Source organism: Coprobacillus sp. AF33-1AC, assembly GCF_003475785.1.
Classification (GTDB): Bacteria; Bacillota_I; Bacilli_A; order Erysipelotrichales; family Coprobacillaceae; genus Faecalibacillus.
The window spans coordinates 1-24,183 of the sequence record NZ_QRQB01000001.1; the positions used below are offsets into that span (position 1 = coordinate 1).

Annotated in this window: 24 protein-coding genes and 1 riboswitch; of the genes, 20 read left to right on the top strand and 4 right to left on the bottom strand. The window is 31.6% G+C overall.

The genetic code is table 11. The features are described 5' to 3' along the window. Positions 1–58: 58 nt before the first annotated feature. Positions 59–568 (bottom strand): pyridoxamine 5'-phosphate oxidase family protein, encoded by a 510-nt coding sequence (locus DWZ53_RS00005; protein WP_118430776.1) that lies wholly within the window; start codon positions 566–568, stop codon positions 59–61. An 11-nt stretch (positions 569–579) separates the two neighbouring features. Further along, on the bottom strand, positions 580–1,476 hold the full coding sequence (locus DWZ53_RS00010) for a glycyl-radical enzyme activating protein (RefSeq protein WP_118430778.1): 897 nt from the start codon (positions 1,474–1,476) through the stop codon (positions 580–582). A gap of 177 nt (positions 1,477–1,653) precedes the next feature. Between DWZ53_RS00010 and DWZ53_RS00015 the strand changes: the two genes are divergently transcribed. From DWZ53_RS00015 to DWZ53_RS11090, 6 genes are all read left to right on the top strand, one after another. Beyond that, positions 1,654–4,065 (top strand): glycyl radical protein, encoded by a 2,412-nt coding sequence (locus DWZ53_RS00015; protein ID WP_118430780.1) that lies wholly within the window; start codon positions 1,654–1,656, stop codon positions 4,063–4,065. Between the two features lie 96 nt (positions 4,066–4,161). Further along, the gene (locus DWZ53_RS00020; RefSeq protein ID WP_118430782.1) at positions 4,162–4,722 is read left to right on the top strand and encodes a DJ-1 family glyoxalase III; all 561 of its coding nucleotides are present in this window, start codon (positions 4,162–4,164) and stop codon (positions 4,720–4,722) included. Between the two features lies 1 nt (position 4,723). Next, a complete protein-coding gene (locus DWZ53_RS00025) occupies positions 4,724–5,275 on the top strand; it encodes a DJ-1 family glyoxalase III (RefSeq protein ID WP_118430784.1) in 552 nt (183 codons plus the stop codon). 8 nt (positions 5,276–5,283) lie between these two features. Next, positions 5,284–6,048 (top strand): MurR/RpiR family transcriptional regulator, encoded by a 765-nt coding sequence (locus DWZ53_RS00030; RefSeq protein WP_118430786.1) that lies wholly within the window; start codon positions 5,284–5,286, stop codon positions 6,046–6,048. An 82-nt stretch (positions 6,049–6,130) separates the two neighbouring features. Further along, positions 6,131–7,363, top strand: coding sequence for an MFS transporter (locus tag DWZ53_RS00035; RefSeq protein WP_158568135.1), 1,233 nt, complete (start codon positions 6,131–6,133; stop codon positions 7,361–7,363). Further along, positions 7,350–7,523: a hypothetical protein gene (locus DWZ53_RS11090; protein ID WP_158568136.1), complete on the top strand. Its 174-nt coding sequence runs from the start codon at positions 7,350–7,352 to the stop codon at positions 7,521–7,523. Before DWZ53_RS00035 ends, DWZ53_RS11090 begins: the two co-directional genes overlap by 14 nt. 91 nt (positions 7,524–7,614) lie before the next feature. Here DWZ53_RS11090 and DWZ53_RS00040 read toward each other — a convergent pair whose 3' ends face one another. Next, positions 7,615–7,884 carry a hypothetical protein gene (locus tag DWZ53_RS00040; RefSeq protein WP_118430790.1) on the bottom strand — a complete coding sequence of 90 codons (270 nt, stop codon included), beginning with the start codon at positions 7,882–7,884 and terminating at the stop codon, positions 7,615–7,617. Between the two features lie 132 nt (positions 7,885–8,016). Here DWZ53_RS00040 and DWZ53_RS00045 point away from each other — a divergent pair, with 132 nt between their 5' ends. The 7 genes from DWZ53_RS00045 to DWZ53_RS00075 all read left to right on the top strand — a co-directional run bounded on the left by DWZ53_RS00045 (position 8,017) and on the right by DWZ53_RS00075 (position 16,234). Beyond that, entirely contained in the window at positions 8,017–8,619 is a 603-nt protein-coding gene (locus DWZ53_RS00045) for a TetR/AcrR family transcriptional regulator (protein ID WP_118430792.1), read from the top strand. Positions 8,620–8,691: 72 nt separating this feature from the next. Further along, entirely contained in the window at positions 8,692–10,479 is a 1,788-nt protein-coding gene (locus tag DWZ53_RS00050; protein ID WP_118430794.1) for an ABC transporter ATP-binding protein, read from the top strand. Beyond that, complete coding sequence (locus DWZ53_RS00055; protein ID WP_118430796.1) at positions 10,479–12,212, top strand: ABC transporter ATP-binding protein; 1,734 nt, start codon at positions 10,479–10,481, stop codon at positions 12,210–12,212. Before DWZ53_RS00050 ends, DWZ53_RS00055 begins: the two co-directional genes overlap by 1 nt. Positions 12,213–12,475: 263 nt before the next feature. After that, positions 12,476–13,717, top strand: coding sequence for an ammonium transporter (locus tag DWZ53_RS00060; RefSeq protein WP_118430798.1), 1,242 nt, complete (start codon positions 12,476–12,478; stop codon positions 13,715–13,717). A gap of 12 nt (positions 13,718–13,729) precedes the next feature. Next, positions 13,730–14,074, top strand: a complete 345-nt coding sequence (locus DWZ53_RS00065; RefSeq protein WP_118430800.1) for a P-II family nitrogen regulator — start codon at positions 13,730–13,732, stop codon at positions 14,072–14,074. A gap of 451 nt (positions 14,075–14,525) precedes the next feature. Next, positions 14,526–15,218, top strand: coding sequence for an iron-sulfur cluster assembly scaffold protein (locus DWZ53_RS00070; protein ID WP_118430802.1), 693 nt, complete (start codon positions 14,526–14,528; stop codon positions 15,216–15,218). 17 nt (positions 15,219–15,235) lie between these two features. Next, positions 15,236–16,234 (top strand): GGGtGRT protein, encoded by a 999-nt coding sequence (locus DWZ53_RS00075; RefSeq protein ID WP_118430804.1) that lies wholly within the window; start codon positions 15,236–15,238, stop codon positions 16,232–16,234. A gap of 108 nt (positions 16,235–16,342) precedes the next feature. Here DWZ53_RS00075 and DWZ53_RS00080 read toward each other — a convergent pair whose 3' ends face one another. Beyond that, entirely contained in the window at positions 16,343–16,795 is a 453-nt protein-coding gene (locus DWZ53_RS00080) for a GNAT family N-acetyltransferase (protein WP_118430806.1), read from the bottom strand. A 164-nt stretch (positions 16,796–16,959) separates the two neighbouring features. Between DWZ53_RS00080 and DWZ53_RS00085 the strand changes: the two genes are divergently transcribed. The 7 genes from DWZ53_RS00085 (at position 16,960) to purH (ending at position 24,183) form a co-directional block, all read left to right on the top strand. Further along, positions 16,960–17,838 (top strand): class I SAM-dependent methyltransferase, encoded by an 879-nt coding sequence (locus DWZ53_RS00085; protein ID WP_118430808.1) that lies wholly within the window; start codon positions 16,960–16,962, stop codon positions 17,836–17,838. A gap of 66 nt (positions 17,839–17,904) precedes the next feature. After that, positions 17,905–17,983: riboswitch (ZMP/ZTP riboswitch) on the top strand. A gap of 153 nt (positions 17,984–18,136) precedes the next feature. After that, entirely contained in the window at positions 18,137–19,807 is a 1,671-nt protein-coding gene (locus DWZ53_RS00090; protein WP_118430810.1) for a formate--tetrahydrofolate ligase, read from the top strand. Between the two features lie 12 nt (positions 19,808–19,819). Then, on the top strand, positions 19,820–20,308 hold the full coding sequence (gene purE / locus DWZ53_RS00095) for a 5-(carboxyamino)imidazole ribonucleotide mutase (RefSeq protein WP_118430812.1): 489 nt from the start codon (positions 19,820–19,822) through the stop codon (positions 20,306–20,308). Positions 20,309–20,321: 13 nt separating this feature from the next. Beyond that, entirely contained in the window at positions 20,322–21,026 is a 705-nt protein-coding gene (purC, locus tag DWZ53_RS00100; protein WP_118430814.1) for a phosphoribosylaminoimidazolesuccinocarboxamide synthase, read from the top strand. Between the two features lie 17 nt (positions 21,027–21,043). Beyond that, a complete protein-coding gene (purM, locus tag DWZ53_RS00105; RefSeq protein ID WP_118430816.1) occupies positions 21,044–22,069 on the top strand; it encodes a phosphoribosylformylglycinamidine cyclo-ligase in 1,026 nt (341 codons plus the stop codon). Continuing rightward, positions 22,063–22,656: a phosphoribosylglycinamide formyltransferase gene (gene purN / locus DWZ53_RS00110; RefSeq protein WP_118430818.1), complete on the top strand. Its 594-nt coding sequence runs from the start codon at positions 22,063–22,065 to the stop codon at positions 22,654–22,656. The genes purM and purN overlap by 7 nt, the downstream gene beginning before the upstream one ends. Continuing rightward, a complete protein-coding gene (gene purH / locus DWZ53_RS00115; RefSeq protein WP_118430820.1) occupies positions 22,657–24,183 on the top strand; it encodes a bifunctional phosphoribosylaminoimidazolecarboxamide formyltransferase/IMP cyclohydrolase in 1,527 nt (508 codons plus the stop codon).

Sequence of the window (24,183 nt, forward strand, 5' to 3'; positions counted from 1 at the left end):
ATATTTTATAGCGATTTTCATAAAAGCACTCGATTATTTAAAGCGCCTAGATTTTTTACTATTGATCTAAAGGTGGTAATTTTTTTGCTTTACCAGGATGATAATTATTTCGACGTTTACCAGTCATATCACTTACTGTAAGTTTAAATACGGATGTGGATTTCATCATATTTGTATTAAATTGAAAGTCTTCACTATGATATTGTCTCATTAATATTTTTAGTGCTTCGTATTTTTTATCTGCTTCAATAAATTCAATTGTTCCATGACCAATTACGCTTTCATATCCCATTGTACAGCTCATTCTTTCTTCATACAGAATAAATTGATGATTACAATCCATTTCAAATGTTGCTCGTGGGTCTTGTTTCATTAATTCAATCTTTTTTCCTTCTAATGCTCCATGAAAATAGAGGACAAGTTGATTGTTTTCAATGTTCATACCAAAGTTTAAAGGAATGATGTAGGGTAAATCATCATCTTTTAATGCTAGTCTACAGACATCACATTTTTTTACTATTTCAATTATTTCATTAAAATCTGTTATTTCTCGATCTTTTCTACGCATAATTTCTTCTTCTAAAAGAAACAGTCTATATGAGAATTGATAAAAACTTGCTGGTAATCTTTTAAATCTTCTTTATAGAGTGCTTTTTTATTTTTTAATGTATAAGGACGATGAAGTAAATTATATTTTTTTTCGCCAAATTGATGAAATGGAAGTAATTGTACTTTTTTGATTCCTATATCATTGAATAACTGACAAAATCCTTTAGCATCTTGCAATGTACAATTAAATTCTGGAATAACCGGAATACGAACTAGAATATTCAACCCTTTCTTAGTTGCCCATGTTAAGTTTTCAATAATCATTTCATTATAAACACCGGTTCCTATAAAATGTCTTTTACTATCGTAATGTTTGCAATCAAATAGTAATAAATCAAACATTGGCGCTAATTCTTTAAATAATTTAGGTTCAATGTATCCTGTTGTTTCAATAGCTACATGAAGATGATGCTGTTTTAACTCAGTGACTAATTGCTTTAAAAATGCAGGTTGACTCATACCTTCGCCACCAGAAATTGTGATACCACCTTGTGATTCTTCATAAAAATCATAATCTTGCATACAGGTTTCAACAATTTCCTTAATAGATTTATATTCACCTTCAAATGATAAAGCTTGGAAAGGACAAGCATGGACACATTCAAGACAACCCATACATTTACTATTGTCTATTTCAATCATATCATTTTTTAATGACAGGGCATTGTTTTTACAAGTGTGGATGCATTGGAGACAATGTTGACATTTGATTTGATCATGTAAAATTTGAATTGATGTAAATTGTGATTCAGGATTAGAACACCATTTACACTTTAAAGGACATCCTTTAAAAAAGACAGTGGTTCTGATTCCAGGACCATCATGTAAACTGAATTTTTGAATATTAAATATGATACCTTTCATTATTATTTCTCCTTATTGTCATCTTATCATAGTTATTATTAAATGTAAAATTTTAAATTACGAACGAAAGTTAATCTTATTACAAAAGCAATAAAACAATTGACATTATACTAACTATTCTTATAATAGAAACTGTAAATAAGTAAAAATACTTACGAATGAAATAAAGGAGAATTCAAAATGAAAAATGTTGAACATTTTGGTGATTTAACACCACGTATGAATCATTTTAGAGATGCAGTCTTAGAAAAAAAACCATATATTGACAGTCAAAGAGCAATGCTTGTTACAGAAGCGTACCAAGAAAATCAAAATCAGCCTGCAGTTATGAAAAGGGCTTTAATGTTAAAAAAAATACTTGAAAAAATGAATATTTATATTGAAGAGGATACGCTTATTGTTGGTAATCAAGCATCATCTAATAGAGATGCACCTATTTTTCCTGAGTATACAATGAAATTTGTTTTGGATGAATTAGATACTTTTGAAAAAAGAGATGGCGATGTATTTTATATTACAGAACAAACCAAAAAAGATTTACGTTCAATTGCTCCTTTTTGGGAAAATAATAATTTAAGAGCAAAAGGCGAAGCCTTATTACCAGAATGTGTTCAAGTCTTTATGGAAACTGGCTTTTTTGGGATGGAAGGTAAACTTAATTCTGGAGATGCGCATTTAGCTGTAGATTACGATACTTTATTAAAACAAGGTTTAGTAGGTTATCAAAAAAGAGTTTTAAAATTAAAAGATGAATTAGATTTATGTGTGAGCGAAAATATTGATAAATATGTATTTTATAAAGCAGTATTGATTGTTATTGAAGCTGTTAAAACATTTGCAACACGCTTTAGTCAATTAGCCAAAGAAAAAGCGCAATACGCTAATGAACAAAGAAAAAAAGAATTATTAGAAATAAGTGAAATTTGTTCAAAAGTTCCTTTTGAACCTGCTACTTCATTTAAAGAAGCAATTCAATCAGTATGGTTTATTCAACTTATTTTACAAATCGAATCTAATGGGCATTCTTTATCTTATGGTCGTTTTGATCAATATATGTATCCTTATTTAGAAAAAGACTTACGTCTAAATAAATTGACTGAAGATCAGGCAATCGAATTATTAGATAACTTATGGATTAAAACACTTACAATTAATAAAGTAAGAAGTCAAGCTCATACATTTAGTAGTGCCGGAAGTCCAATGTATCAAAATGTAACAATTGGAGGACAGACACCTGACAAAAAGGATGCTGTTAATAAATTGTCATTTTTAGTATTAAAATCAATAGCTCAAACACGTTTACCACAACCTAATTTAACAGTGCGTTATTATAATGGTTTGAATCCTCAATTTTTTGATGAGTGTATTGAGGTAATGAAATTAGGAACGGGAATGCCAGCGTTTAATAATGATGAAATCATTATCCCTTCTTTTATTGATTTAGGTGTTAAGGAAGAAGATGCTTATAATTATTCAGCTATTGGATGTGTTGAAACTGCTGTTCCTGGTAAATGGGGCTATCGTTGTACGGGAATGTCATATCATAATTTCCCACGTATTTTACTTGCGGTCATGAACGATGGAGTCGATGTGACCTCAGGTAAAAGATTTGTAAAAGGGTCAGGACATTTTAAAGATATGACAAGTTATGAACAATTACAAAAGGCTTGGGATCAAGCTATTCGAGAAATAACAAGGTTATCAGTTATTGTAGAGAATGCAGTTGATTTAGCTTCAGAACGTGATGTACCAGATATTTTGTGTTCAACATTAACTCAAGATTGCATTGGTCGAGGTAAGACAATTAAACAAGGTGGAGCTGTTTATGATTTTATTTCTGGATTACAGATTGGTATTGCTAATATGGCAGATAGTTTAGCTGCAATTAAAAAGCTGGTATTTGAAGAAAAAAGAATCACACCAGCTCAATTATGGAAAGCTATGCAAGATAACTACACAAGTGAAGAAAGCAAACGTATTCAAAATATGCTTATTTATGATGCACCTAAATATGGTAATGATAATGATGAGGTAGATTTATTAGTAGTTGATGCATATAACAGTTACATTGATGAAATGAAAAAATATCCTAATACACGTTATGGTCGTGGACCAATAGGAGGTATCCGTTATGCCGGTACATCAAGTATTTCTGCTAATGTTGGTCAAGGTTATGGAACAATGGCTACCCCTGATGGTAGAAAAGCGAAAACTCCTTTAGCTGAAGGATGTTCTCCAGTACATGCAATGGATAAAAATGGACCGACAGCAGTATTTAAATCTGTGTCAAAACTTCCAACCCATGAAATTACAGGTGGTGTTTTATTGAATCAAAAAGTGACACCACAAATGTTATCAACAGAGGAAAATAAGCAAAAATTAGAGATGGTGATAAAAACATTCTTTAATCGTTTAAAAGGATATCATGTTCAATACAATGTGGTTTCAAAAGAAACCCTCATTGATGCTCAAATTCATCCTGAAAAACACCGTGATTTAATAGTCCGTGTAGCGGGTTATTCAGCATTCTTTAATGTCTTATCAAAAGCAACACAAGATGATATTATTGGTAGAACTGAACAGACTTTATAAGATGATCATTGATCATCTTTTTATTTCTTAATTTTGGAAATCAATAGTTTCTTATAATGAAGAGGGTTATTGTATTTTTGAAAGGGTGGAATGAATATGAAAAAAGTTGCAGTAATTATTGCTCCAGGTTTTGAGGAAGGAGAAGCATTAACGATTGTAGATATTTTACGTAGGGGTCATATCCAATGTGATACCATTGGCTTTGATCAAAATGTTCAAGGTGGACATGAAATTGTCTTACGCTGTGATTCTGTTTTAGACGAATCATTATTAGACTATGACATGGTTGTTTTACCAGGAGGTTATGGTGGTGTCGAAACAATGAAGGAAAATAAACAGTTTCTTTCTTTACTTCATAGAATGAATAATGATCGTAAATATATTTGTGCTATGTGCGCTGCACCGGCTGCTTTAGAAAAAGCAAATCTTTTAATCAATAAAAAATTTACGGCTTATCAAGGGTATGAAAATAAAATTAAGCAGGGAGTTTTTTTACAAGATAAAGTTGTAATTGATGACAATCTTGTAACAAGTAGAGGACCAGCAACGTGTTATGCCTTTGCTTATAAACTCTTAGATTTACTTGGAGGAGATTCTTTAGCTGTTAAAAAGAGAATGGTTTATTTTAATGCATTTGATGTAAAGGAGGACGAATAAAATGAAACGAGTTGCAGTATTGATGGCAGAAGGTTATGAAGAAGGGGAAACTTTAACAATCGTTGATTTACTTCGTCGAGGAGAAATTGAGTGTCATACGTTTAGCTTTAACAGAGAATATGTAAAAGGAATGCATGGAATGAACGTCAAAGCGGATAAAATATTTGGTGAAGAAATTAAAGAATATGATGTCCTGGTTTTACCTGGAGGAAGACCAGGAGGACAAAATTTAAGAGAAAATCCGGAAGTTATTTCAATGATTCGTTATTTTAATGAACATCATAAATATCTAGGAGCTATGTGTTCAGGAACAATAGCTCTAGAAACAGCAGATGTCATTAATGGGAAAAAGGTAACGGGTTATACAGGATATGAAAATAAACTTTTAAGTGGAAATTTTGTTGATGAGGTAGCTGTCTTTGATCAAAATATCATTACGAGCCAAGGACCAGCCACAGCTTATCCCTTTGCTTTTAAAATCTTAGAAGTTTTAGGAAAAGATGTTACTGAAATGAAAGAAAAATTAATGTATACTTTTGCTAGAGGAAAGTAGATGAGATTATGCTTTATGATAAATTACCTATTGTATTTTTAAGTACTTTAGCTAGCGAAAAGAAAGACTCAACGAATAGTCAAATTGCTTCTTATTTATTAGATCATTTAGAAGAGATTAAAGATATTGGAATTCGGGATATGGCAAAAGAATGTCATGTAGCGATGAGTTCTATTTCAAGATTTTGTAAGGAAATTGGGCTTCATGATTTTAATGAATTAAGAGAATTATTGGTTTCTACAAATATGAATTTCGAACAAAATTCGTTGTCTTCATCTTGTGATGAGAGATTAAAAGCCTATAGTTCAAAAGTCAAAGAAAGTATTGAAATGGTTGAAAATTCTATTGATATAAAACAAATTGGTTTATTATGCAAAGAAATCAAACATTATGAAAAGGTGGCTGCTTTTGGCTTGCTTAAAGCAGGAACAGTGGCCTTTAATTTACAAACAGACTTATTGATGCTGGGAAAACAAATTTATTCAAATATTTCCTATAAACAACAATTGCAATACATTTTATCAGCAACAAAAGACGATTTAATTATTATCTTTTCTTATACAGGATGTTACTTTGATTATCCTGATTTAAGAGCTTTAAAAAATAAACTTAATGCTCCACAAATTTGGTTGATTTCAAGCAAGCAGGAAACATATCCTAAATTTATTGATCATGTAATTACTTTTGATTCTTTACAAGACCAAAATAGTCATCCTTATCAACTTCAATTTATTGCAGGACTTATTGGTCAAGAGTATGCAAGGATAGTCTAAAAGGCTATTCTTTTTTCTTAATTTAAGAAATCAAATGCTTTTAATTAAAGAATGATTTATGTTTTTATCAGGAGGTAAAAATATGGTTAATAAAAGTTATAAACATTGGCTTATTGTTTTATTAATGTGTTGTTTAGCAGCAAGTTCGATAGGTTTATGCACTAATGCAATTGGTGTTTTTTATGTACCTGTTTCAAATAGTTTACATGTATTGAAAGGAACATTTGCTTTGCATGCGACACTTTCTACATTAACAACTGCTTTGACATCTTTAAAAATGTCAAAAATCATAAAAAAATATAATTATAAAAGTGTTTTATTGATAGGTGTATTAATGACAAGTATATCTACGTGGTTGATGTCTTATAGTTCATCTATTTATTTGTTTTATATTTTAGGAATTGTAAGAGGAATAGGAGTAGGAATTTATGGGATGGTGCCTCTTACGATAGTCATTACTAATTGGTTTGATGAAAAACATGGACTAGCAACTAGTCTTGCACTAAGTTTTAGTGGACTTGCAGGAGCTATCTTTTCTCCTTTGTTAAGTTTTTGGATTGATAGTTATGGCTGGCAAACGACCTATCGATTTATGGCAATTATTATTTTTGTTTTGGTTCTTCCTGCTTTAAGTGTCTCTTGGAAAATAATGCCACAAGATGAAGGAATGTTACCTTATGGTTATCAAAAGAAAGAGACAGTCACTGTATCAAAAAATAAAATTAATCTTTTAACTCTTAGTTTTGTATATATGTGTTTATTTACTATTTTACATACATCCATCACAGGTATCTCTCAACATTTATCAGGTATTGCCTTAAGTATTCAACTTTCTACAAACATAGGAGCAACTTTTATGTCACTTACCATGATTGGTAATATTTGTACAAAGTTGTTGATTGGTTTATTAAGTGATTTGTTTACACCGGTTAAGGCTGTAGTCATTATGATTTTAACAAATTGTTTTTCTTTGATTTTATTATTTGTTGGTGTTTTACAACAACAAGTTCTTTTGTTAACTATCGGTTCATTTATTTTTGGCTCTATTTATTCGGTAGGAGCAGTAGGAATACCAATGTTGACACGGTATTTTTTTGGAAGTGAAAACTATGGTCAAACGTATGCTGTAATTGGTTTTTTAACGAATGTAGGGAGTGCAAGTTCTTTAACTTTGATTGGTTATTTATATGATTTTACTAAGAGTTATCAAATTGTCTTTATCATTGCCTTGTTATTTCATCTTATTAATTTAATATTATTATTGGTGATTTGTTCACGCCATAATAACAAAGATGATAGAAATGGAATGTTGTAGGGAATGTGGTATTGATGGAGAGGTTCTTTATTGTTCAACATGTAAACAATTTTGCTTTCCAATGTTTAATAGTACTATTTCCACAATTATCTTTAATCTAACAAAAAGATCAGATTTTAATGTATTAGTTACTGGACATATTACAAATGATGATAAATGACGTTTAGCAATGTTGGGTATCATCCTTTTCAATTATAATTTATCTCTAGTCTTATTTGTTAGAATATGTATACAGGCATAAGCTATAAAGCTTATGCCTTTTTTATTTTTTCTATTTCCTCTTTAATTTTATCAATGCTTTTTTCTAATAAATCATAGTCATCTTCTTTATTTTCAATCTTTTCATTTTGATCTTTAATAAAGGAACAATAGGTGCTGTTTAAAGAAATCATATCTCCTAATGTTGTTAGATAAGCACCTATAACAGCAAGTTGTTCCTCACTAAAACAATCTATTAAAGAACAACTAATAAGAACGAGACTTTGATTTAATAAAAGAGGATGGATGCAAGGTTCATTCATATGATCACCAATGTATTTTATGTATCATATATATGATAGTGATATATATTCATATATTTAAAAAATAAACTTGCTTGACACATTAAATAACAGTGTTATAATAACGCTGTTATTTAATGGTGGAGGTTATAAATGAGACAAGAATCAGCAGGGGTAACTGAAGCCCTTTTAAAAAGTGCAACAAATGAATTTTTAAAAGAAGGTTTCTTAAAAGCAAGTCTTCGTAAGATTTCTGCTGATAGTGGTGTCAGCACGAATTCAATTTATACACGTTTTAAAAATAAAGCGGGTTTATTTGATGCTATTGTGGGTAAGTGTGCTCAAGGATTGATGGATATTTACTTGGATTGTATAAAAAAAGCTTCATTGAGTGATGATTTATCTTTAGCCAATCAAGAAGGAGGACAAGGAACAAATCTAGTTCTGGAATATGTTTATCAACATTTAACAGAGTTTAAATTGATTTTTTGTTGTTCTTCAGGAACAAAGTACGAGCATTTTCTTGATCAATTAGGGGAAATTGAAGAAGCGTATTATCGTGAGTTTGTAAAAAAATACGGAAAAGAAGGGTATCGAGTTGATGATTTTTTTATCCATGTTTTTTGTCGAAGTGGTTGGCAACTCGTGTATGAAGTTGTTGCACATGAACGTACGTATGAAGAAGCGCAATCATTTATGAATAGCACCATTTTATTTAATATTGCTGGCTGGAAAGCTGTTATGGGAATTGATTAAAATATGAGGCAGTGGAAACTGCCTTTAATAAAAGTCAACAGTTAGCGATATCTAACCAAAAGGAGGGTATCTATGAAAGAAAAGAAAAAAAGTACATTATCTAAATTAATGCAATATGCAGGCAATCATAAATACTATGTTTATGCTTCATGTGTTTTAGCAGCGTTAAGTGCTGTTGTTGCATTAATTCCTTTTTATGATATTTGGCGTATTATTAAAGAGGTATTAGAAGTAAGACAAAATTTTAATGAAGCTATCCATATTAAAAGTTATGGCTGGCAAGCTGTTTTCTTTGCTTTACTAGCAATGGTATTTTACATTGCTGCTTTAATGTGTTCGCATAAAGCGGCATTTAGAGTGCAAGCAACAATGAGAACGAAAATGATGGAACATATTATGAAACTTCCACTTGGTTATGTTGAAAGCCAAGGGAGTGGAAAAATAAGAAAAGTTGTTATGGAATCAAGTGCAGCGACCGAAACGTTTTTAGCACATAATGTGCCAGATAAAGTAGTTTCTAAAGCAACACCAATTGGTTTACTTATTATGATGGCTGTTTTCGATTGGCGTTTAGGTTTAATGAGTTTAATTCCTGCAGTTATTGCTTTTGTTTTGATGTTTACAGCAATGATGGGACCTAAAATGGCTCAGGATATGAAACAATATCAAAATGCTTTAGAAGATATGTCAAATGAAGCAGTAGAATATGTAAGAGGAATACCGGTAGTTAAAACATTTGGACAAACTATTTTCTCTTTTAAAAGATTTAAAGAAGCTATTGATGAATATGAAAAATGGACTTTGGATTATACGGAAAGTATGATGAAACCAATGGTTTGTTTTACAACTTTTGCGAATGCAATCTTTGCGGCATTGATTATTGCAGCTTATTTATTTGCAGGAAGTCAAGTTACTGATCAATTTGTTTTAAACTTATTTTTCTATATTTTAATTACAGCTATTCTAACAACAACTTTAATGAAAGTAGCTTATGCAGGTGAATCACAAATGCTTGTTGAAGATGCTTTAAATCGTATGGATTCGATTATGAATGTTCAACCATTACCTGAAAGTCAACAAACACAATTACCAAGTGATGCTTCTATTGATTTAGAAAATATCAGTTTCACTTATCAAGATGCTTCTACTAAAGCAATTGATAATTTAAGCATGCATATTAATGCAGGAGAACATATTGCATTAGTAGGACCAAGTGGTGGTGGTAAAACAACAGTTGCATCGCTTATCTCTCGTTTTTGGGATGTTAATGAAGGAAGTATTAAAATCGGTCATGTTAATATTAAAGATATTGAACAAATTGAATTAATGAATCAAGTATCTTATGTTTTTCAAGACAGTCATTTACTTAAAATGAGTATTTTAGAAAATATCCGTATGTCTAGACCGAACGCATCAGATGAAGAGGTTATACAAGCTTTAAAAAATGCACAGTGCCAAGATATTATTGATAAATTCCCTGATGGAGTTAATACTATTATTGGCTCAAAAGGAGTTTATGTTTCGGGTGGAGAAAGTCAAAGATTATCTATTGCTAGAGCCTTTTTAAAGAATGCACAAATTCTTATTTTAGATGAAGCAACAGCTTTCGCAGATCCTGATAATGAAGTTCTTGTACAAAAAGCTTTTGAAAAACTTTCAAAAAATAAAACTGTCATTATGATTGCTCATCGTTTATCAACAGTAAGAGATGCTGATTGTATTTATGTATTAGAAAACGGTCGTATCGTTGAAAGTGGTAAACATGAAGACTTGTTAGAAGCAAAGGGTGTTTATGAACATATGTGGAGTCAATACAATCAGTCAGTTAAATGGAAAGTACAAAAGGGGGAAGAAGAATAATGATAGAAAGATTAAAACATAAATATGCTTTATCTAATCAAGGGGCAAAAGATATGGTAAGAGCATTTGTAGCAGTCACACTTTCTAATCTTGTTTTAATGTTTCCGGTAGGATTACTTTATTTGCTAGCATCTTATTTGTTAGATCAACGATTACCTAAGGGAAAATTGATGTTTTTTATGATTGCGATTGTGACAATTTTAATTTGTATTGCGCTCACAACAATCTTTCAATATCGTTCTACTTTTTTATCAACATATGTTGAAAGTGGTGTTAGACGAAGAACTTTAGCTGAAAAACTGAGAAAATTACCTTTGTCTTATTTTGGTAAAAAAGATTTAGCAGACCTTACAAATACAATTATGTCCGACTGTGCTCTTTTAGAAACAGCAAGTTCACACTGGATTCCTGAATTAATTGGAGCTATGATTTCAACGACAATTATTGTTGTCAGTTTATTCTTTTTTGATTTTAGAATGGCGCTGGCGGCTATTTGGGTTATGCCAATTGCTTTTGCAATTGTTCTTTATTCAAGAAAAGCATTACGTCATACTTATGAAAAAACAAATCAATATCGTATTGATTGTTTAGACGGTATTCAAGAAGGCTTAGAAACATTGAGAGATTTAAGATCAAATAATATGTGTGATACTTATATGGGATCTCTTAATAAAAAAATTAAAGCAGTTGAAAACCATGCTATCTTTGCTGAATTTACAAATGCAGCATTTGTATGCAGTGCACAAATGATTTTAAAACTTGGTATGGGTACAGTAGCAGTAGTAGGAAGTTACTTACTTGTAAAAGGAGAAATAAGCGTTCTTACATTCTTTATGTTTTTATTTGTTGTGACACGTATGTATGAACCTTTACAAATTTCTTTACAAAACTTATCAGCGATGATTAGTTTAGATACAAACTGTAAACGTATGGATGAAATTTTATCTCATGATGAACAAACGAGTGTCGATACGCTTACAAATGAAGGCTATGATATTGTTTTTGATCATGTGGCTTTCTCTTATAATCAAAAAGAAAAAGTATTATTGGATGTTTCATTTACTGCTAAACAAGGTGAAGTGACAGCTTTAATTGGTCCAAGTGGTGGCGGTAAAACAACAATTTCTCGACTTGCTGCTCGTTTTTATGATATCGATAGTGGAAAAATCACAGTGGGTGGCATGGATATTTCTAAGATTGATCCTGAAAAATTATTAGAACTTTATTCAATTGTTTTCCAAGATGTAACATTATTTAATAATACAGTAATGGAAAATATTCGTATTGGTAAAAAGGATGCCACTGATGAAGAAGTTATTGCTGCAGCAAAATTAGCACACTGTGATGAATTTGTTGAAAAAATGCCTGATCAATGGAATACAATGATTGGTGAAAATGGTTCGGAATTATCAGGAGGACAAAGACAAAGAATTTCTATTGCTAGAGCATTTCTTAAAGATGCACCAATTATTTTAATGGATGAAGCAACTGCTTCTTTGGATGTTGATAATGAATCTATGATTCAAGAAGCTATTTCTAAATTGATTAAAAATAAGACAGTTATCATTATTGCTCATAGAATGAGAACAGTAGATGGCGTTGATAAAATTGTTGTTTTAAAGGATGGTGTTGTATCTGAACAAGGTAAACCACAAAAACTTAAACAACAAAATGGAATTTATAAACATATGGTAGATATGCAAATGTTATCAAGTCAATGGAAATATGAGTAGATCCTATATAAATAATGATTTTAAAGCACAAATTCAATTTTGTGCTTTTTTTGTACAATCATGAGGTTTACCTCTTATTACTACGTTGAAGCACCTATTCATGGTGCTCCAGAAGTAATTAAATTTTTAAAGGAAGACACAAAAGACACATTTAATTTGAATAAACTGTAAAAATATTTAATTATAATAATAAAATACTTGCATGATAATAAAATATAAACTACAATAAATGCACATTCATGTAAAAGAAGGGGGGAAATAACATGATTGATACGGGTGATACAGGATTTATGATAATCTGTGCTGCCTTGGTGTTACTGATGACGCCAGGTTTAGCTTTTTTCTATGGCGGTATGGTTCGTAGAAAAAACGTTGTTAATACGATGATGACATCAATTTTTATTATTGGTATTGCAACGGTGATGTGGGTATTGTTTGGTTACTCACTAGCTTTTGGTAAAGATCATTTTGGAATTATCGGGGATTTAAGTCATCTTGGTCTTGCTGGAGTAACAGGAGCAGTAGGTGAGTATGCCGATTCTATTCCAGGACTAGGATTTGCTATGTTTCAAATGATGTTTGCGATTATTACTCCGGCATTAATAACTGGAGCAGTAGCGGGTAGAATGAAATTTAAAGCTTTATTTTTATTTATTATTTTATGGTCGACAATTGTTTATTATCCAATGGCACACATGGTATGGGGACTTGGAGGTTTTCTAGCAAAGATTGGTTCTGTTGATTTTGCAGGAGGAAATGTTGTTCATATAAGTTCTGGAATCAGTGCTTTGGTTTTATGTATTGTTTTAGGAAAAAGAAATGGGTATGGTAAAGCAAACTATCGTATTCATAATATTCCATTTGTTGTTTTAGGGGCAAGTCTTTTATTATTTGGTTGGTTTGGATTTAATGCTGGTAGTGCTTTAAAAGCAAATGATCTTGCCGTTCATGCCTTTGTAACAACAGCGGTTTCTGCGGCTGCCGGGATGTTATCTTGGATGTTAATGGATGTTGTGATGGCAGAAAAGCCAACTTTAGTAGGCTGTGTTACAGGTCTTGTTGTAGGTTTGGTGGCTATTACGCCAGGCGCAGGTTTTGTTCCAATTTGGGCTTCATTAATTATAGGTTTTGTAGGGAGTCCAATTTGTTATTTCATGATTTCAAAAGTCAAACAAAAATTTGGTTATGATGATGCTTTAGATGCATTTGGATGTCATGGTGTCGGTGGTATCTGGGGTGGCATTGCTACTGGATTATTTGGGCAAACTTCTATTAATAGTGTAGCAAAATGGAACGGATTGTTTTTTGGTGATACGAGATTATTTATTGCACAAGTGATAAGTATTATTGTTACAATTGTTATTGCAATCGTTGGAACATTGATTTGCTTAAGTATTATTCGTTTGTTTACACCATTACGAGTGGAAAAACGTGAAGAACAAATTGGATTAGATTTAGCAGAACATAATGAAACAGCTTATCCATCATTTAATGGTTTAGATTAAGGAGGATGACAAATGATTAAAATAGAAGCAATTGTTCGTGAAGAAAAATTAGAGGACGTTAAAGCTGCGCTTTCAGCTATTGAAGTTCATGGTATCACTGTTTATCAAGTGATGGGATGTGGAATCCAAAAAGGGTATCTTGAAATCGTTCGTGGACAAGAAGTAGAAATAAATATGTTGCCTAAAATTAAATTTGAAATTATTGTCAGTGACGAAAAGTGGGAACAAAAAACAATTGAAGCCATTCGCAAGGCTGCTTATACGGGGCATCCTGGTGATGGGAAAATTATTAGTTATGATTTAAAAAGCGCACTTCGCATTAGAACTGGTGAAACAGGAAAAGAAGCCATTAACTAAAATGGCTTCTTTTTTTATAAAGAAAAAAAGGCAATATTAATTGCCATATAACCAAAAGTAAAAATGTCATTAAAATTAGGGAATGTGTACATTAAATATAAGGAAAGTTATTCGATTTTTACTTTCATGTTAATTTTTTCCTTCACCTACGATTTTTGTTGTGTGTGTTAGTGTGATTGATAAAAATCGAGGTTTGTTTTCGTTAGCCTTAACTAACTATCTATATGTTAGCATATGCTAACTGATGTGTCAACTATCTTGAATAAAAAAATGTAAAAATGAGACGAAATTTCATATTTTGACGGTGATGTTTCATTGACTTTTAAAAACATTTATTCTATACTTGCCATAGGTGATTTCCTTCACCTAGAAGGAAGAAATCTTGTAGTAATACGATATTTCTTTTTTTCAGTGTTAGTGATCATTAATTGATGAAAGGAGAAAATAAAAAATGATTTATTCACAAGAAGTTGAAGAAATGTGCACTGTAAATCGTGGTGCATCACATGGATGTGCTCCAATTCCAGAAGAAGGAAAATGGGTATATTCAAGAGAAATCAAAGATATTTCTGGATTAACACATGGTATTGGTTGGTGTGCTCCTCAACAAGGTGCTTGTAAACTAACTTTAAATGTTAAAGAAGGTATTATTGAAGAAGCATTAATTGAAACTGTTGGATGTTCAGGTATGACTCACTCTGCTGCAATGGCTAGTGAAGCATTAGTTGGTAAAACTTTATTAGAAGGTTTAAATACTGACTTAGTTTGTGACGCTATCAACACAGCTATGAGAGAATTATTCTTACAAATCGTTTATGGACGTACTCAATCAGCATTCTCTGAAGGAGGATTAGTTGTTGGAGCTGGTCTTGAAGATTTAGGTAAAGGTTTAAGATCAATGGTAGGTACATCTTACTCTACTAAATTAAAAGGACCTCGTTACTTAGAATTAACTGAAGGTTATATTACTCGTATTGCTTTAGATGATAACAACGAAATCATCGGTTACGAATTCGTTAACTTAGGTAGAATGATGGAAATGATTAAAGATGGAAAAGATGCTAATGAAGCTTTAGAAGCTGCTAAAGGAAACTATGGTAGATTCGATGATGCTGCTAAATACATCGATCCAAGAAAAGAATAATAGGAGGATACGAAAAAATGGCATTATTTGAAGGTTATGAAAGAAGAATTGATCAAATTAACGCTGCATTAGCTAAGTGTGATATCAAATCAATCGAAGAAGCAAAAGCTATTTGTGATGAAAAAGGTATCAACGTTTATGATATCGTAAAATCTACACAACCAATTTGTTTCGAAAACGCTTGTTGGGCATATACAGTTGGTGCTGCTATGGCAATTAAAAATGGTGATAAAAAAGCAGAAGATGCTGCTAAAACAATCGGTGTTGGTTTACAATCATTCTGTATTCCAGGATCAGTTGCTGATGATCGTAAAGTAGGTTTAGGTCATGGTAACTTAGGAGCTATGTTATTAAATGAAAATACTCAATGTTTCGCATTCTTAGCTGGACATGAATCTTTCGCTGCTGCTGAAGGAGCTATTAAAATTGCTGAAAAAGCTAACAAAGTTAGAAAAAATCCATTAAGAGTTATCTTAAATGGTTTAGGAAAAGATGCTGCTAAAATCATCTCAAGAATTAATGGTTTCACTTACGTAGAAACTCAATTTGATTATTTCACTGGAGAAGTTAAAGAAGTATCAAGAACTGCTTATAGTAATGGTCCACGTGCTAAAGTTAACTGCTATGGTGCAGATGACGTACGTGAAGGTGTTGCTATCATGCATAAAGAAGGTGTAGATGTATCAATCACTGGTAACTCTACTAACCCAACTCGTTTCCAACATCCAGTTGCTGGAACATATAAAAAAGAATGTATCGAACAAGGTAAAAAATATTTCTCAGTTGCTTCAGGTGGTGGAACTGGACGTACATTACATCCTGATAATATGGCTGCTGGTCCTGCTTCATATGGTATGACTGATACTATGGGACGTATGCACAGTGATGCACAATTCGCTGGATCTTCATCAGTTCCTGCTCACGTAGAAATGATGGGATTAATCGGTATGGGTAATAACCCAATGGTTGGTGCTACTGTTGCTGTTGCTGTTGCAATTGAAGAAGCTTGTAAATAATTAAAAGCTGGTTTAGACTAGTTAAAATTATATTAAAAAAGTCTTGATATAAATCAAGGCTTTTTTTGTTTATAAAAAAATGAGCTTTACAAAAAGCTCATTTTATCTTTAGTTTAAGCCTACTAATGATTTTTTAAAATAAAGTAAATCAACGGCTTGTAAACCATTTTCATAAATTTCTTGAGGATAGTATTTAATAAAAAACTCTTCGATACGATGACTATAATGGTAACCCAATTTAGTATAAAAGGCAATATTAATCATACTTGAATTTGCTGTCGATACATAAATTGTAGGAATATTTTGATACATTTTTTCAATATATTGAATTAAACTTTTTGCATATCCGTGTCCACGATGTTCTTGTAAGGTAAGAATATTTTTAATTTCTACTTCACTATCTGATTTTTTTATAACCGCAATAAAAGAGACAGGTTCTTCATTTATGAAGTATCCATATAATTGACCTTTTTCTAAATAATCTTCAACTAAATTAATGTTAGGATCGCTTTCTGTTAATAACAGAGCATAATCCATTTTGCTTGATATTTCTTGAATCATGATTGACCACCTTTATTTTTACAATGTAATAAATATGAAAAAAGAAATAGTTTTTTTACTATTTCTTTTGTTATTTTCAACATTATAATACCACAAATTAGGTGATTTTTCAAGACTGGTCATTTTTATGGAATAGGTGTATTAAGAATAACAGGAGGTCAAATATGGGAAAAAATTTAACGTCATTAGTTAGTTGTTTTGCTAGAGGATATCATTATTTAAATAATGATAGTTGGGTGTTTGAGGATGCTTTAGCTCATTGTTTACTAACAAAACAAGAATATCAAGAAATAAGTCAATCAATGATAGAAGGGATTCATTTTTTTAATCCGCAATTTGAAGGAACAAAAGAAGAAGCGTTGAAATGGATTGTCAATCATCAACTTGCTCCAACTGTTCTTGCTAGAAGTGCTTTTTATCAAGATTGTCTAAAACAAAAAATGGAAAGGGAAAGACAATATCTTATTTTTGGTTCTGGTTTAGATAGTTTTGCCTATTCTTTATTAAAAGGATTGAATGTCTTTGAAATTGATCGACCAGATGTTATCAAAGACAAATTACAAAGATTAAAAAATGCACATATTGATTATGATCATGTTCATTTTATTGGGTGCCAGCTAGAAGATGATGATTGGATCAGTCAATTATATAAAAATAATTATTGTCAGGACGTTATTTCGTTTAGTAGTTTATTGGGGCTTTGCTATTATTTAAGCAAAGATGATTTTTCTAAACTATTATGTATTTTAAATAAAAACGTGAAGGAAGGAAGTTATTTGGTATTTGATTATCCTTGTGATCATCAAAGCAGAGAAAGTTTAAAAAATAAGCAGCTTGCTAGTGGAGCAGGTGATTCAATGAAAGCAAAATATCAACATGATGAAATAGAAAAATTATTATTATCTCATGGCTTTGAGATTGAAAAACATCTAGACTATGATGTAATAACGCATTTGTATTTTGATGAATACAATCAATGTCATTATGATAGTCCAATTATTCCGTTTCAGGATATCAGTTATGTTTTTGCTAGAAAAAGATAAATCAAAAATCATTTACAATTATTCGTCGTTTGGTGTTGATTTAGTATGAGATTTTTGGTATTATGCAATTAGTTATACGACTGACGGAAGTGGAATTAACCACATGGAGTATAATCATAGAGAGCCGACCGTCTGGGCAAAGAGTCCGGACGACTAGGCTCTTTTTTAGTTTTATAGATTTGTTTATGTAATTATACGTAATTTCAAACAGTCATTGATTGTTTGCCTTAACTAATTGCGATATAATATAGTCGGATTTTTAAAAGCAAATCTATTATAAAAGAAAGGATAAATTGATATGTTAACAGATGTAGAAATTGCACAAAATGCAACGATGGAACCGATTAGTCAAGTTGCAAAAAAAGTAGGTCTTAATGAAGATGATTTAGAATTATATGGTAAATATAAAGCTAAGATTTCATTAGATGCGATTAAAAAATTAGAAAATAACAAAGATGGGAAGTTAGTCTTGGTTACAGCAATCAATCCTACACCAGCCGGTGAAGGAAAGACAACGACAATGATTGGTTTATCTCAAGCTTTAAATAAGTTAGGAAAGAAATCAGTTGTAGCGATGCGTGAACCATCTCTTGGACCATGTTTTGGTATTAAAGGTGGTGCTGCTGGTGGAGGATATGCTCAAGTTGTTCCAATGGAAGACATTAACCTTCATTTTACAGGTGATATTCATGCAATTACTGCAGCTAATAACCTTATTGCTACTATGCTTGATAATTCTATTCACCAAGGTAATCCTTTAAATATTGATACCCGTCAAATCGTATGGAAAAGAGTTGTTGATTTAAATGATCGTGCTTTACGTCATACTGTTTGTGGTCTTGGAGGAAAAGTTAATGGGGTTCCTCGTGAAGATGGCTTTGATATTACAGTAGCAAGTGAAGTAATGGCTATTTTATGTTTAGCTACTTCATTAACAGATTTAAAACAAAGAGCTGCAAAAATGATTGTTGCTTATACATATGATGGAAAACCAGTAACAGTTGATGATATTCAAGCAACAGGAGCAGTTACATTATTATTAAAAGATGCAATTAAACCAAACTTGGTACAAACTTTAGATCATAATCCAGTATTTGTTCATGGTGGTCCATTTGCTAATATTGCTCATGGTTGTAATTCGGTTATGGCAACTAAACTTGCTATTAAATTAGGTGATTATGCCATTACTGAAGCTGGATTTGGAGCTGATCTAGGTGCTGAAAAATTCTTGGATATTAAATGTCGTCAAGCTGGATTAAATCCTGAAGCTGTTGTGATTGTAGCAACGGTAAGAGCTTTAAAAATGCATGGCGGTGTTGCTAAAAAAGATTTAGCAATTGAAAACTTAGAAGCCTTAAAAGCAGGATTAGGTAATTTAGAAAAACACATTGAAAATATTGCTAAATTTGATATTCCTAGTGTTGTTGCTATTAATGCTTTCCCAACAGATACTGAAGCTGAATTACAATTATTAAATGAATGTTGTCAAAAATTAGGTGTTGAAGTTGCAATTAGTAAAGTATGGGAAAAAGGTGCAGATGGTGGTATTGAACTTGCTGAAAAATTATTAGATATTTTAGAAAATGAAGAAGCTCATTATCATCCTTTATATAATTTAGACATGTCAATTGAAGATAAAATCGAAACAATCGTTAAAGAAATTTACGGTGGAGACGGTGTTGAATTTACAAAGAAAGCAAAAAATAAGATTAAAAAATATAATGAACAAGGGTTAGCTGATTTACCTATCTGTGTTGCTAAAACACAATACTCATTATCAGATCAAGCATCTTTACTTGGAAGACCAACAGGATTTACAGTAAAGATTAATGATATTATTCCTTCTGCTGGAGCAGGATTTTTAGTTGCTATTTCTGGTGATATTATGCGTATGCCAGGTTTACCTAAAAAGCCAGCAGCAGTCAATATGGATATTGATGAAGATGGAAAAATTATTGGTTTATTCTAAAAGGAGAGAAAAATGAAAGTTGCAATTATCATGGGGTCAACAAGTGATTTACCTAAAATGGAAGCATGCGTTGACATTTTGAAAAATTATGGTGTTGAAGTAAATGTTCGTTGTTTATCGGCACATCGTGCTCATGCAGGATTAAGTGCTTTTATTGAGGAAACTGCTCATGATGGTACTGAAGTTATTATTACAGCTGCGGGAATGGCTGCTGCGCTTCCTGGAGTTGTGGCGAGTCAAACAGTTTTACCAGTTATTGGAGTTCCTTTAAGTGGGGCAACACTTGATGGTATGGATGCCTTATTATCTATCGTACAGATGCCTTCTGGTATCCCAGTTGCTACGGTAGCAATCAATGGCGGTAAAAATGCTGCTTATCTTGCTATGCAAATTATGGCAATTAAACACGATGAATTAAAAGATAAACTTTTAGCTTATCGACAAGATATGGAAAAACAAGCAATGAAAGCCAATGAAGAAGTTATTGAAAAATTTAAATAGGGGGTAATGAAAAATGGCTGAATTATTATATGAAGGAAAAGCAAAACAAGTTTATAAAACAGAAAAGGAAGATGAATATTTAATTCATTATAAAGATGATGCAACTGCAGGAAACGGAGCAAAACATGATCAATTTGAAGGGAAAGGTGTTTTAAATAACACAATTTCTTGTATTATTTTTGATATGTTGGAAGAAGCAGGAATTAAAACACACATGATTAAAAAATTAAATGATCGTGATATTTTAGTTAAAAAAGTAGATATCTTTCCATTAGAAGTTATTGTTAGAAATATTACAACTGGTTCATTCTGCAAAAGATTAGGTGCACCAGAAGGTGTTGTATTAGATGAACCAATCTTTGAAATGTCTTACAAAAATGATGAATATGGGGATCCATTAATTAATGATGATCATGCAGTTGCTTTAAAATTAGCGACTCGTGAAGAATTAGCTTATATTAAAAAAACAACTTTAAAAATTAATGAATTATTGAAAGAATTCTTCTTATCAATGAATTTAAAATTAGTAGATTTTAAAATTGAATTCGGTAAAACTGCAGATGGTGAAATTTTATTAGCTGATGAAATCTCTCCAGATTCATGCCGTTTATGGGATGTTGATACAAATCAAAAATATGATAAAGATGTATTTAGACAAGATATCGGAGATTTAATTGAAACTTATAAAGCAGTACTTGCTAGAATGGAAAATAAATAGACTAAGGAGAGAATAAGATGGATTACAAAAAAGCTGGTGTTGATATTGAAGCAGGATATAAATCCGTTGAATTAATGAAAAAACATGTTAAACAAACAATGCGTCCTGAAGTATTAGGAGGCATTGGTGGGTTTGCTGGTGCTTTTGATTTAAGTGGCATTAAAAATATGGAAGAACCTGTTCTTTTATCTGGTACAGATGGATGCGGAACAAAGGTTAAACTTGCTTTTGTAATGGATAAACATGACACAATAGGTATTGATGCTGTTGCTATGTGTGTAAATGATATTGCTTGTTCAGGAGGAGAACCATTATTTTTCTTAGATTATATTGCTTGTGGTAAAAATTATCCTGAAAAAATTGCAACAATTGTCTCTGGTGTAGCTGAGGGATGTAAGCAATCAGGTTGTGCTTTAGTAGGTGGGGAAACTGCTGAACATCCTGGTTTAATGCCTGAAAATGATTATGATTTAGCTGGTTTTGCTGTTGGTGTTGTTGATAAAAAAGACATTATTGATGGTAGTACAGTTAAAGATGGGGATGTTTTAGTTGGTATTGCTTCAAGTGGTGTTCATAGTAACGGTTTTTCACTTGTTCGTAAAGTATTTGATATGACTCAAGAATCTTTAAATACATATTATGATGAATTAGGAAAAACTTTAGGAGAAGCTTTAATTGAACCAACACGCATTTATGTTAAAGCATTAAAAAATGTGAAAGATGCGGGCGTGACAATTAAAGGATGTAGTCATATTACTGGTGGCGGATTCTATGAAAATGTTCCTAGAATGTTACCAGAAGGTGCTAAGGCAATGATTAAAAAGAATAGTTATCCGATACCACCTATCTTTGATTTAATTGCTAAAGAAGGAAATATTGAAAGTCATATGATGTATAATACGTTTAATATGGGATTAGGTATGGTGATTGCTTTAGATAAAAATGATGTAGATACGGCTTTAAAAGCAATTGAAGCTGCTGGAGATCAATGCTATGTTGTTGGTTCAATTGTATCTGGTGATAAAGGTGTAGAATTATGCTAAAGATGGCTGTCTTTGTTTCTGGGGGAGGAACAGATTTACAATCAGTTATAGATGCTTGTCAAAGCGGTCAAATTAATGGGGAAATAAAACTTGTTGTTTCAAATCGTAAAAATGCTTATGGTTTAACACGTGCCAGCAATGCTGGTATTGAAACAGCAATTGTAAAAAATAATGATCATTTATTGGTGGAAATGCTAAAAGAAAGAGAAATTGATTTAATTGTGTTAGCAGGATATTTAGCTATTTTAACTGATGAGTTAATTGACGCTTATCCTTGTAAGATTATCAATATTCATCCTTCTTTAATTCCATCATTTTGTGGACCCGGATTTTATGGAATGCATGTTCATGAAGCTGTACTTAAAAGAGGGGTTAAAGTGTCAGGAGCGACTGTTCATTTTGTAAGTAGTGAGGTTGATGGGGGACCTATTATTTTACAAGAGGCATGTGATATTTCCGATTTAGATAAAGCAGAAGATATTCAAGCAAGAGTGTTAGAAATAGAACATCGTATTTTACCTCAAGCGGTTGCTTTATATTGCGATGGAAAAATAAAAGTTGAAAATGAAAGGGCAAAGGTGATTTAAATGAGCAAAAGAGCATTGATGAGTGTTACTAATAAAGATGGTATTGTGGATTTTGCTAAGGGGTTAGTTGAACTTGGCTTTGAAATTGTTTCGACTGGGGGAACAATGAAAGTATTAGAAACAGCAGGAGTAAAATGTATTGCTATTGATGATGTGACTGGTTTTCCAGAAATGTTAGATGGTCGTGTAAAGACATTACATCCTAAAGTTCATGGGGGATTATTATTTAGAAGAGATTTACCTGAACATGTTGAAACAGTAAAAAAATATGGAATTCAACCTATTGATTTAGTTTGTGTTAATTTATATGAATTTGAAAAAGCTTTAAAAGAAGGAAAACCAATGGCTGATATGATTGAAAATATTGATATCGGTGGTCCATCAATGATTCGTTCAGCTGCTAAAAACTTTAAAGATGTTTTAATTGTCACTGATCCTCGTGATTATCAAAATGTTTTAGATGCGATTAAAGATCAAAAAGATGATTATGATTTTAGATTAAATTTAGCGTATAAAGCATTTAGTTTAACAGGAAGCTATGATGCTATGATTTCTCGTTATTTTGCAGGTGTTGTTGGTGATGAATTCCCAGAAATTTTAAATATGTCTTATAAAAAAGTAGAACACTTACGATATGGTGAAAACTCACAACAAGCTGCTAATAAATATGAAGACTCTTTTGTTCAAAAATCATTATTAGACTATGAACAATTACATGGTAAAGAAATTTCATTTAATAATGTTAATGATTTATATGGAGCTGTTGCTGTTGTTAGAGAATTTAAAGATCAAATTGTAACAGCTGCGATTAAGCACTCTACACCTTGTGGTGTTGCTATTGGAAATACAGGCTATGATTCTTATATGAAAGCTTATGAAGCTGATCCTCAATCTATCTTTGGCGGAATTGTAGCAGTAAACTATAAAATTGATAAAGCAACAGCAGAGCAAATGCATAAGATTTTCTTAGAAATTGTTGCTGCACCAGACTATGATGATGATGCTTTAGAAATTTTAAAGAAAAAGAAAAATTTACGTATTTTAAAACTAAAGAACTTGGATGCAAGAGAAGCTAAATATGATATTAAATATCTTGAAGGAAAAGTTTTAGTTCAAAAATTAAATACTGAAATGATTAAAGAGATGAATGTTGTCACAAAAGCTCAACCTACTCCAGAACAATTAAGTGATATGGAATTTGGTATGAAGGTTGTTAAATATGTAAAATCTAATGCGATTTGTATTGTTAAAGATGGTGTGACTTTAGCTATTGGTGGAGGACAAACATCAAGAGTATGGGCTTTAGAAAACGCAATTCATAATAATCCTGATAAAGATTTTAAAGGAGCCGTTCTTGCTAGTGATGCCTTCTTCCCATTTAGTGACTGTGCCGAAGTTGCATATAAAGCTGGTATTGGTGCTATTATTCAACCAGGTGGATCTATTCGTGATCAAGAATCTATTGATTTTTGTGATGAACATGATATTCCAATGGTATTTAGTGGATATAGACATTTTAGACATTAA

Excerpts from the sequence above, each read along its gene's own strand:
- purH (WP_118430820.1), top strand. The coding sequence starts at position 22,657 with ATGAGCAAAAGAGCATTGATGAGTGTTACTAATAAAGATGGTATTGTG.
- DWZ53_RS00005 (WP_118430776.1), bottom strand. The coding sequence starts at position 568 with ATGCGTAGAAAAGATCGAGAAATAACAGATTTTAATGAAATAATTGAA.
- DWZ53_RS00050 (WP_118430794.1), top strand. The coding sequence starts at position 8,692 with ATGAAAGAAAAGAAAAAAAGTACATTATCTAAATTAATGCAATATGCA.
- DWZ53_RS00090 (WP_118430810.1), top strand. The coding sequence starts at position 18,137 with ATGTTAACAGATGTAGAAATTGCACAAAATGCAACGATGGAACCGATT.
- DWZ53_RS00040 (WP_118430790.1), bottom strand. The coding sequence starts at position 7,884 with ATGAATGAACCTTGCATCCATCCTCTTTTATTAAATCAAAGTCTCGTT.
- DWZ53_RS00080 (WP_118430806.1), bottom strand. The coding sequence starts at position 16,795 with ATGATTCAAGAAATATCAAGCAAAATGGATTATGCTCTGTTATTAACA.
- DWZ53_RS00075 (WP_118430804.1), top strand. The coding sequence starts at position 15,236 with ATGGCATTATTTGAAGGTTATGAAAGAAGAATTGATCAAATTAACGCT.
- DWZ53_RS00060 (WP_118430798.1), top strand. The coding sequence starts at position 12,476 with ATGATTGATACGGGTGATACAGGATTTATGATAATCTGTGCTGCCTTG.
- DWZ53_RS00045 (WP_118430792.1), top strand. The coding sequence starts at position 8,017 with ATGAGACAAGAATCAGCAGGGGTAACTGAAGCCCTTTTAAAAAGTGCA.
- DWZ53_RS11090 (WP_158568136.1), top strand. The coding sequence starts at position 7,350 with ATGGAATGTTGTAGGGAATGTGGTATTGATGGAGAGGTTCTTTATTGT.
- DWZ53_RS00065 (WP_118430800.1), top strand. The coding sequence starts at position 13,730 with ATGATTAAAATAGAAGCAATTGTTCGTGAAGAAAAATTAGAGGACGTT.
- DWZ53_RS00025 (WP_118430784.1), top strand. The coding sequence starts at position 4,724 with ATGAAACGAGTTGCAGTATTGATGGCAGAAGGTTATGAAGAAGGGGAA.
- DWZ53_RS00020 (WP_118430782.1), top strand. The coding sequence starts at position 4,162 with ATGAAAAAAGTTGCAGTAATTATTGCTCCAGGTTTTGAGGAAGGAGAA.
- DWZ53_RS00070 (WP_118430802.1), top strand. The coding sequence starts at position 14,526 with ATGATTTATTCACAAGAAGTTGAAGAAATGTGCACTGTAAATCGTGGT.
- DWZ53_RS00085 (WP_118430808.1), top strand. The coding sequence starts at position 16,960 with ATGGGAAAAAATTTAACGTCATTAGTTAGTTGTTTTGCTAGAGGATAT.
- DWZ53_RS00035 (WP_158568135.1), top strand. The coding sequence starts at position 6,131 with ATGGTTAATAAAAGTTATAAACATTGGCTTATTGTTTTATTAATGTGT.
- purE (WP_118430812.1), top strand. The coding sequence starts at position 19,820 with ATGAAAGTTGCAATTATCATGGGGTCAACAAGTGATTTACCTAAAATG.
- DWZ53_RS00030 (WP_118430786.1), top strand. The coding sequence starts at position 5,284 with ATGCTTTATGATAAATTACCTATTGTATTTTTAAGTACTTTAGCTAGC.
- DWZ53_RS00015 (WP_118430780.1), top strand. The coding sequence starts at position 1,654 with ATGAAAAATGTTGAACATTTTGGTGATTTAACACCACGTATGAATCAT.
- purC (WP_118430814.1), top strand. The coding sequence starts at position 20,322 with ATGGCTGAATTATTATATGAAGGAAAAGCAAAACAAGTTTATAAAACA.
- purM (WP_118430816.1), top strand. The coding sequence starts at position 21,044 with ATGGATTACAAAAAAGCTGGTGTTGATATTGAAGCAGGATATAAATCC.
- DWZ53_RS00055 (WP_118430796.1), top strand. The coding sequence starts at position 10,479 with ATGATAGAAAGATTAAAACATAAATATGCTTTATCTAATCAAGGGGCA.
- purN (WP_118430818.1), top strand. The coding sequence starts at position 22,063 with ATGCTAAAGATGGCTGTCTTTGTTTCTGGGGGAGGAACAGATTTACAA.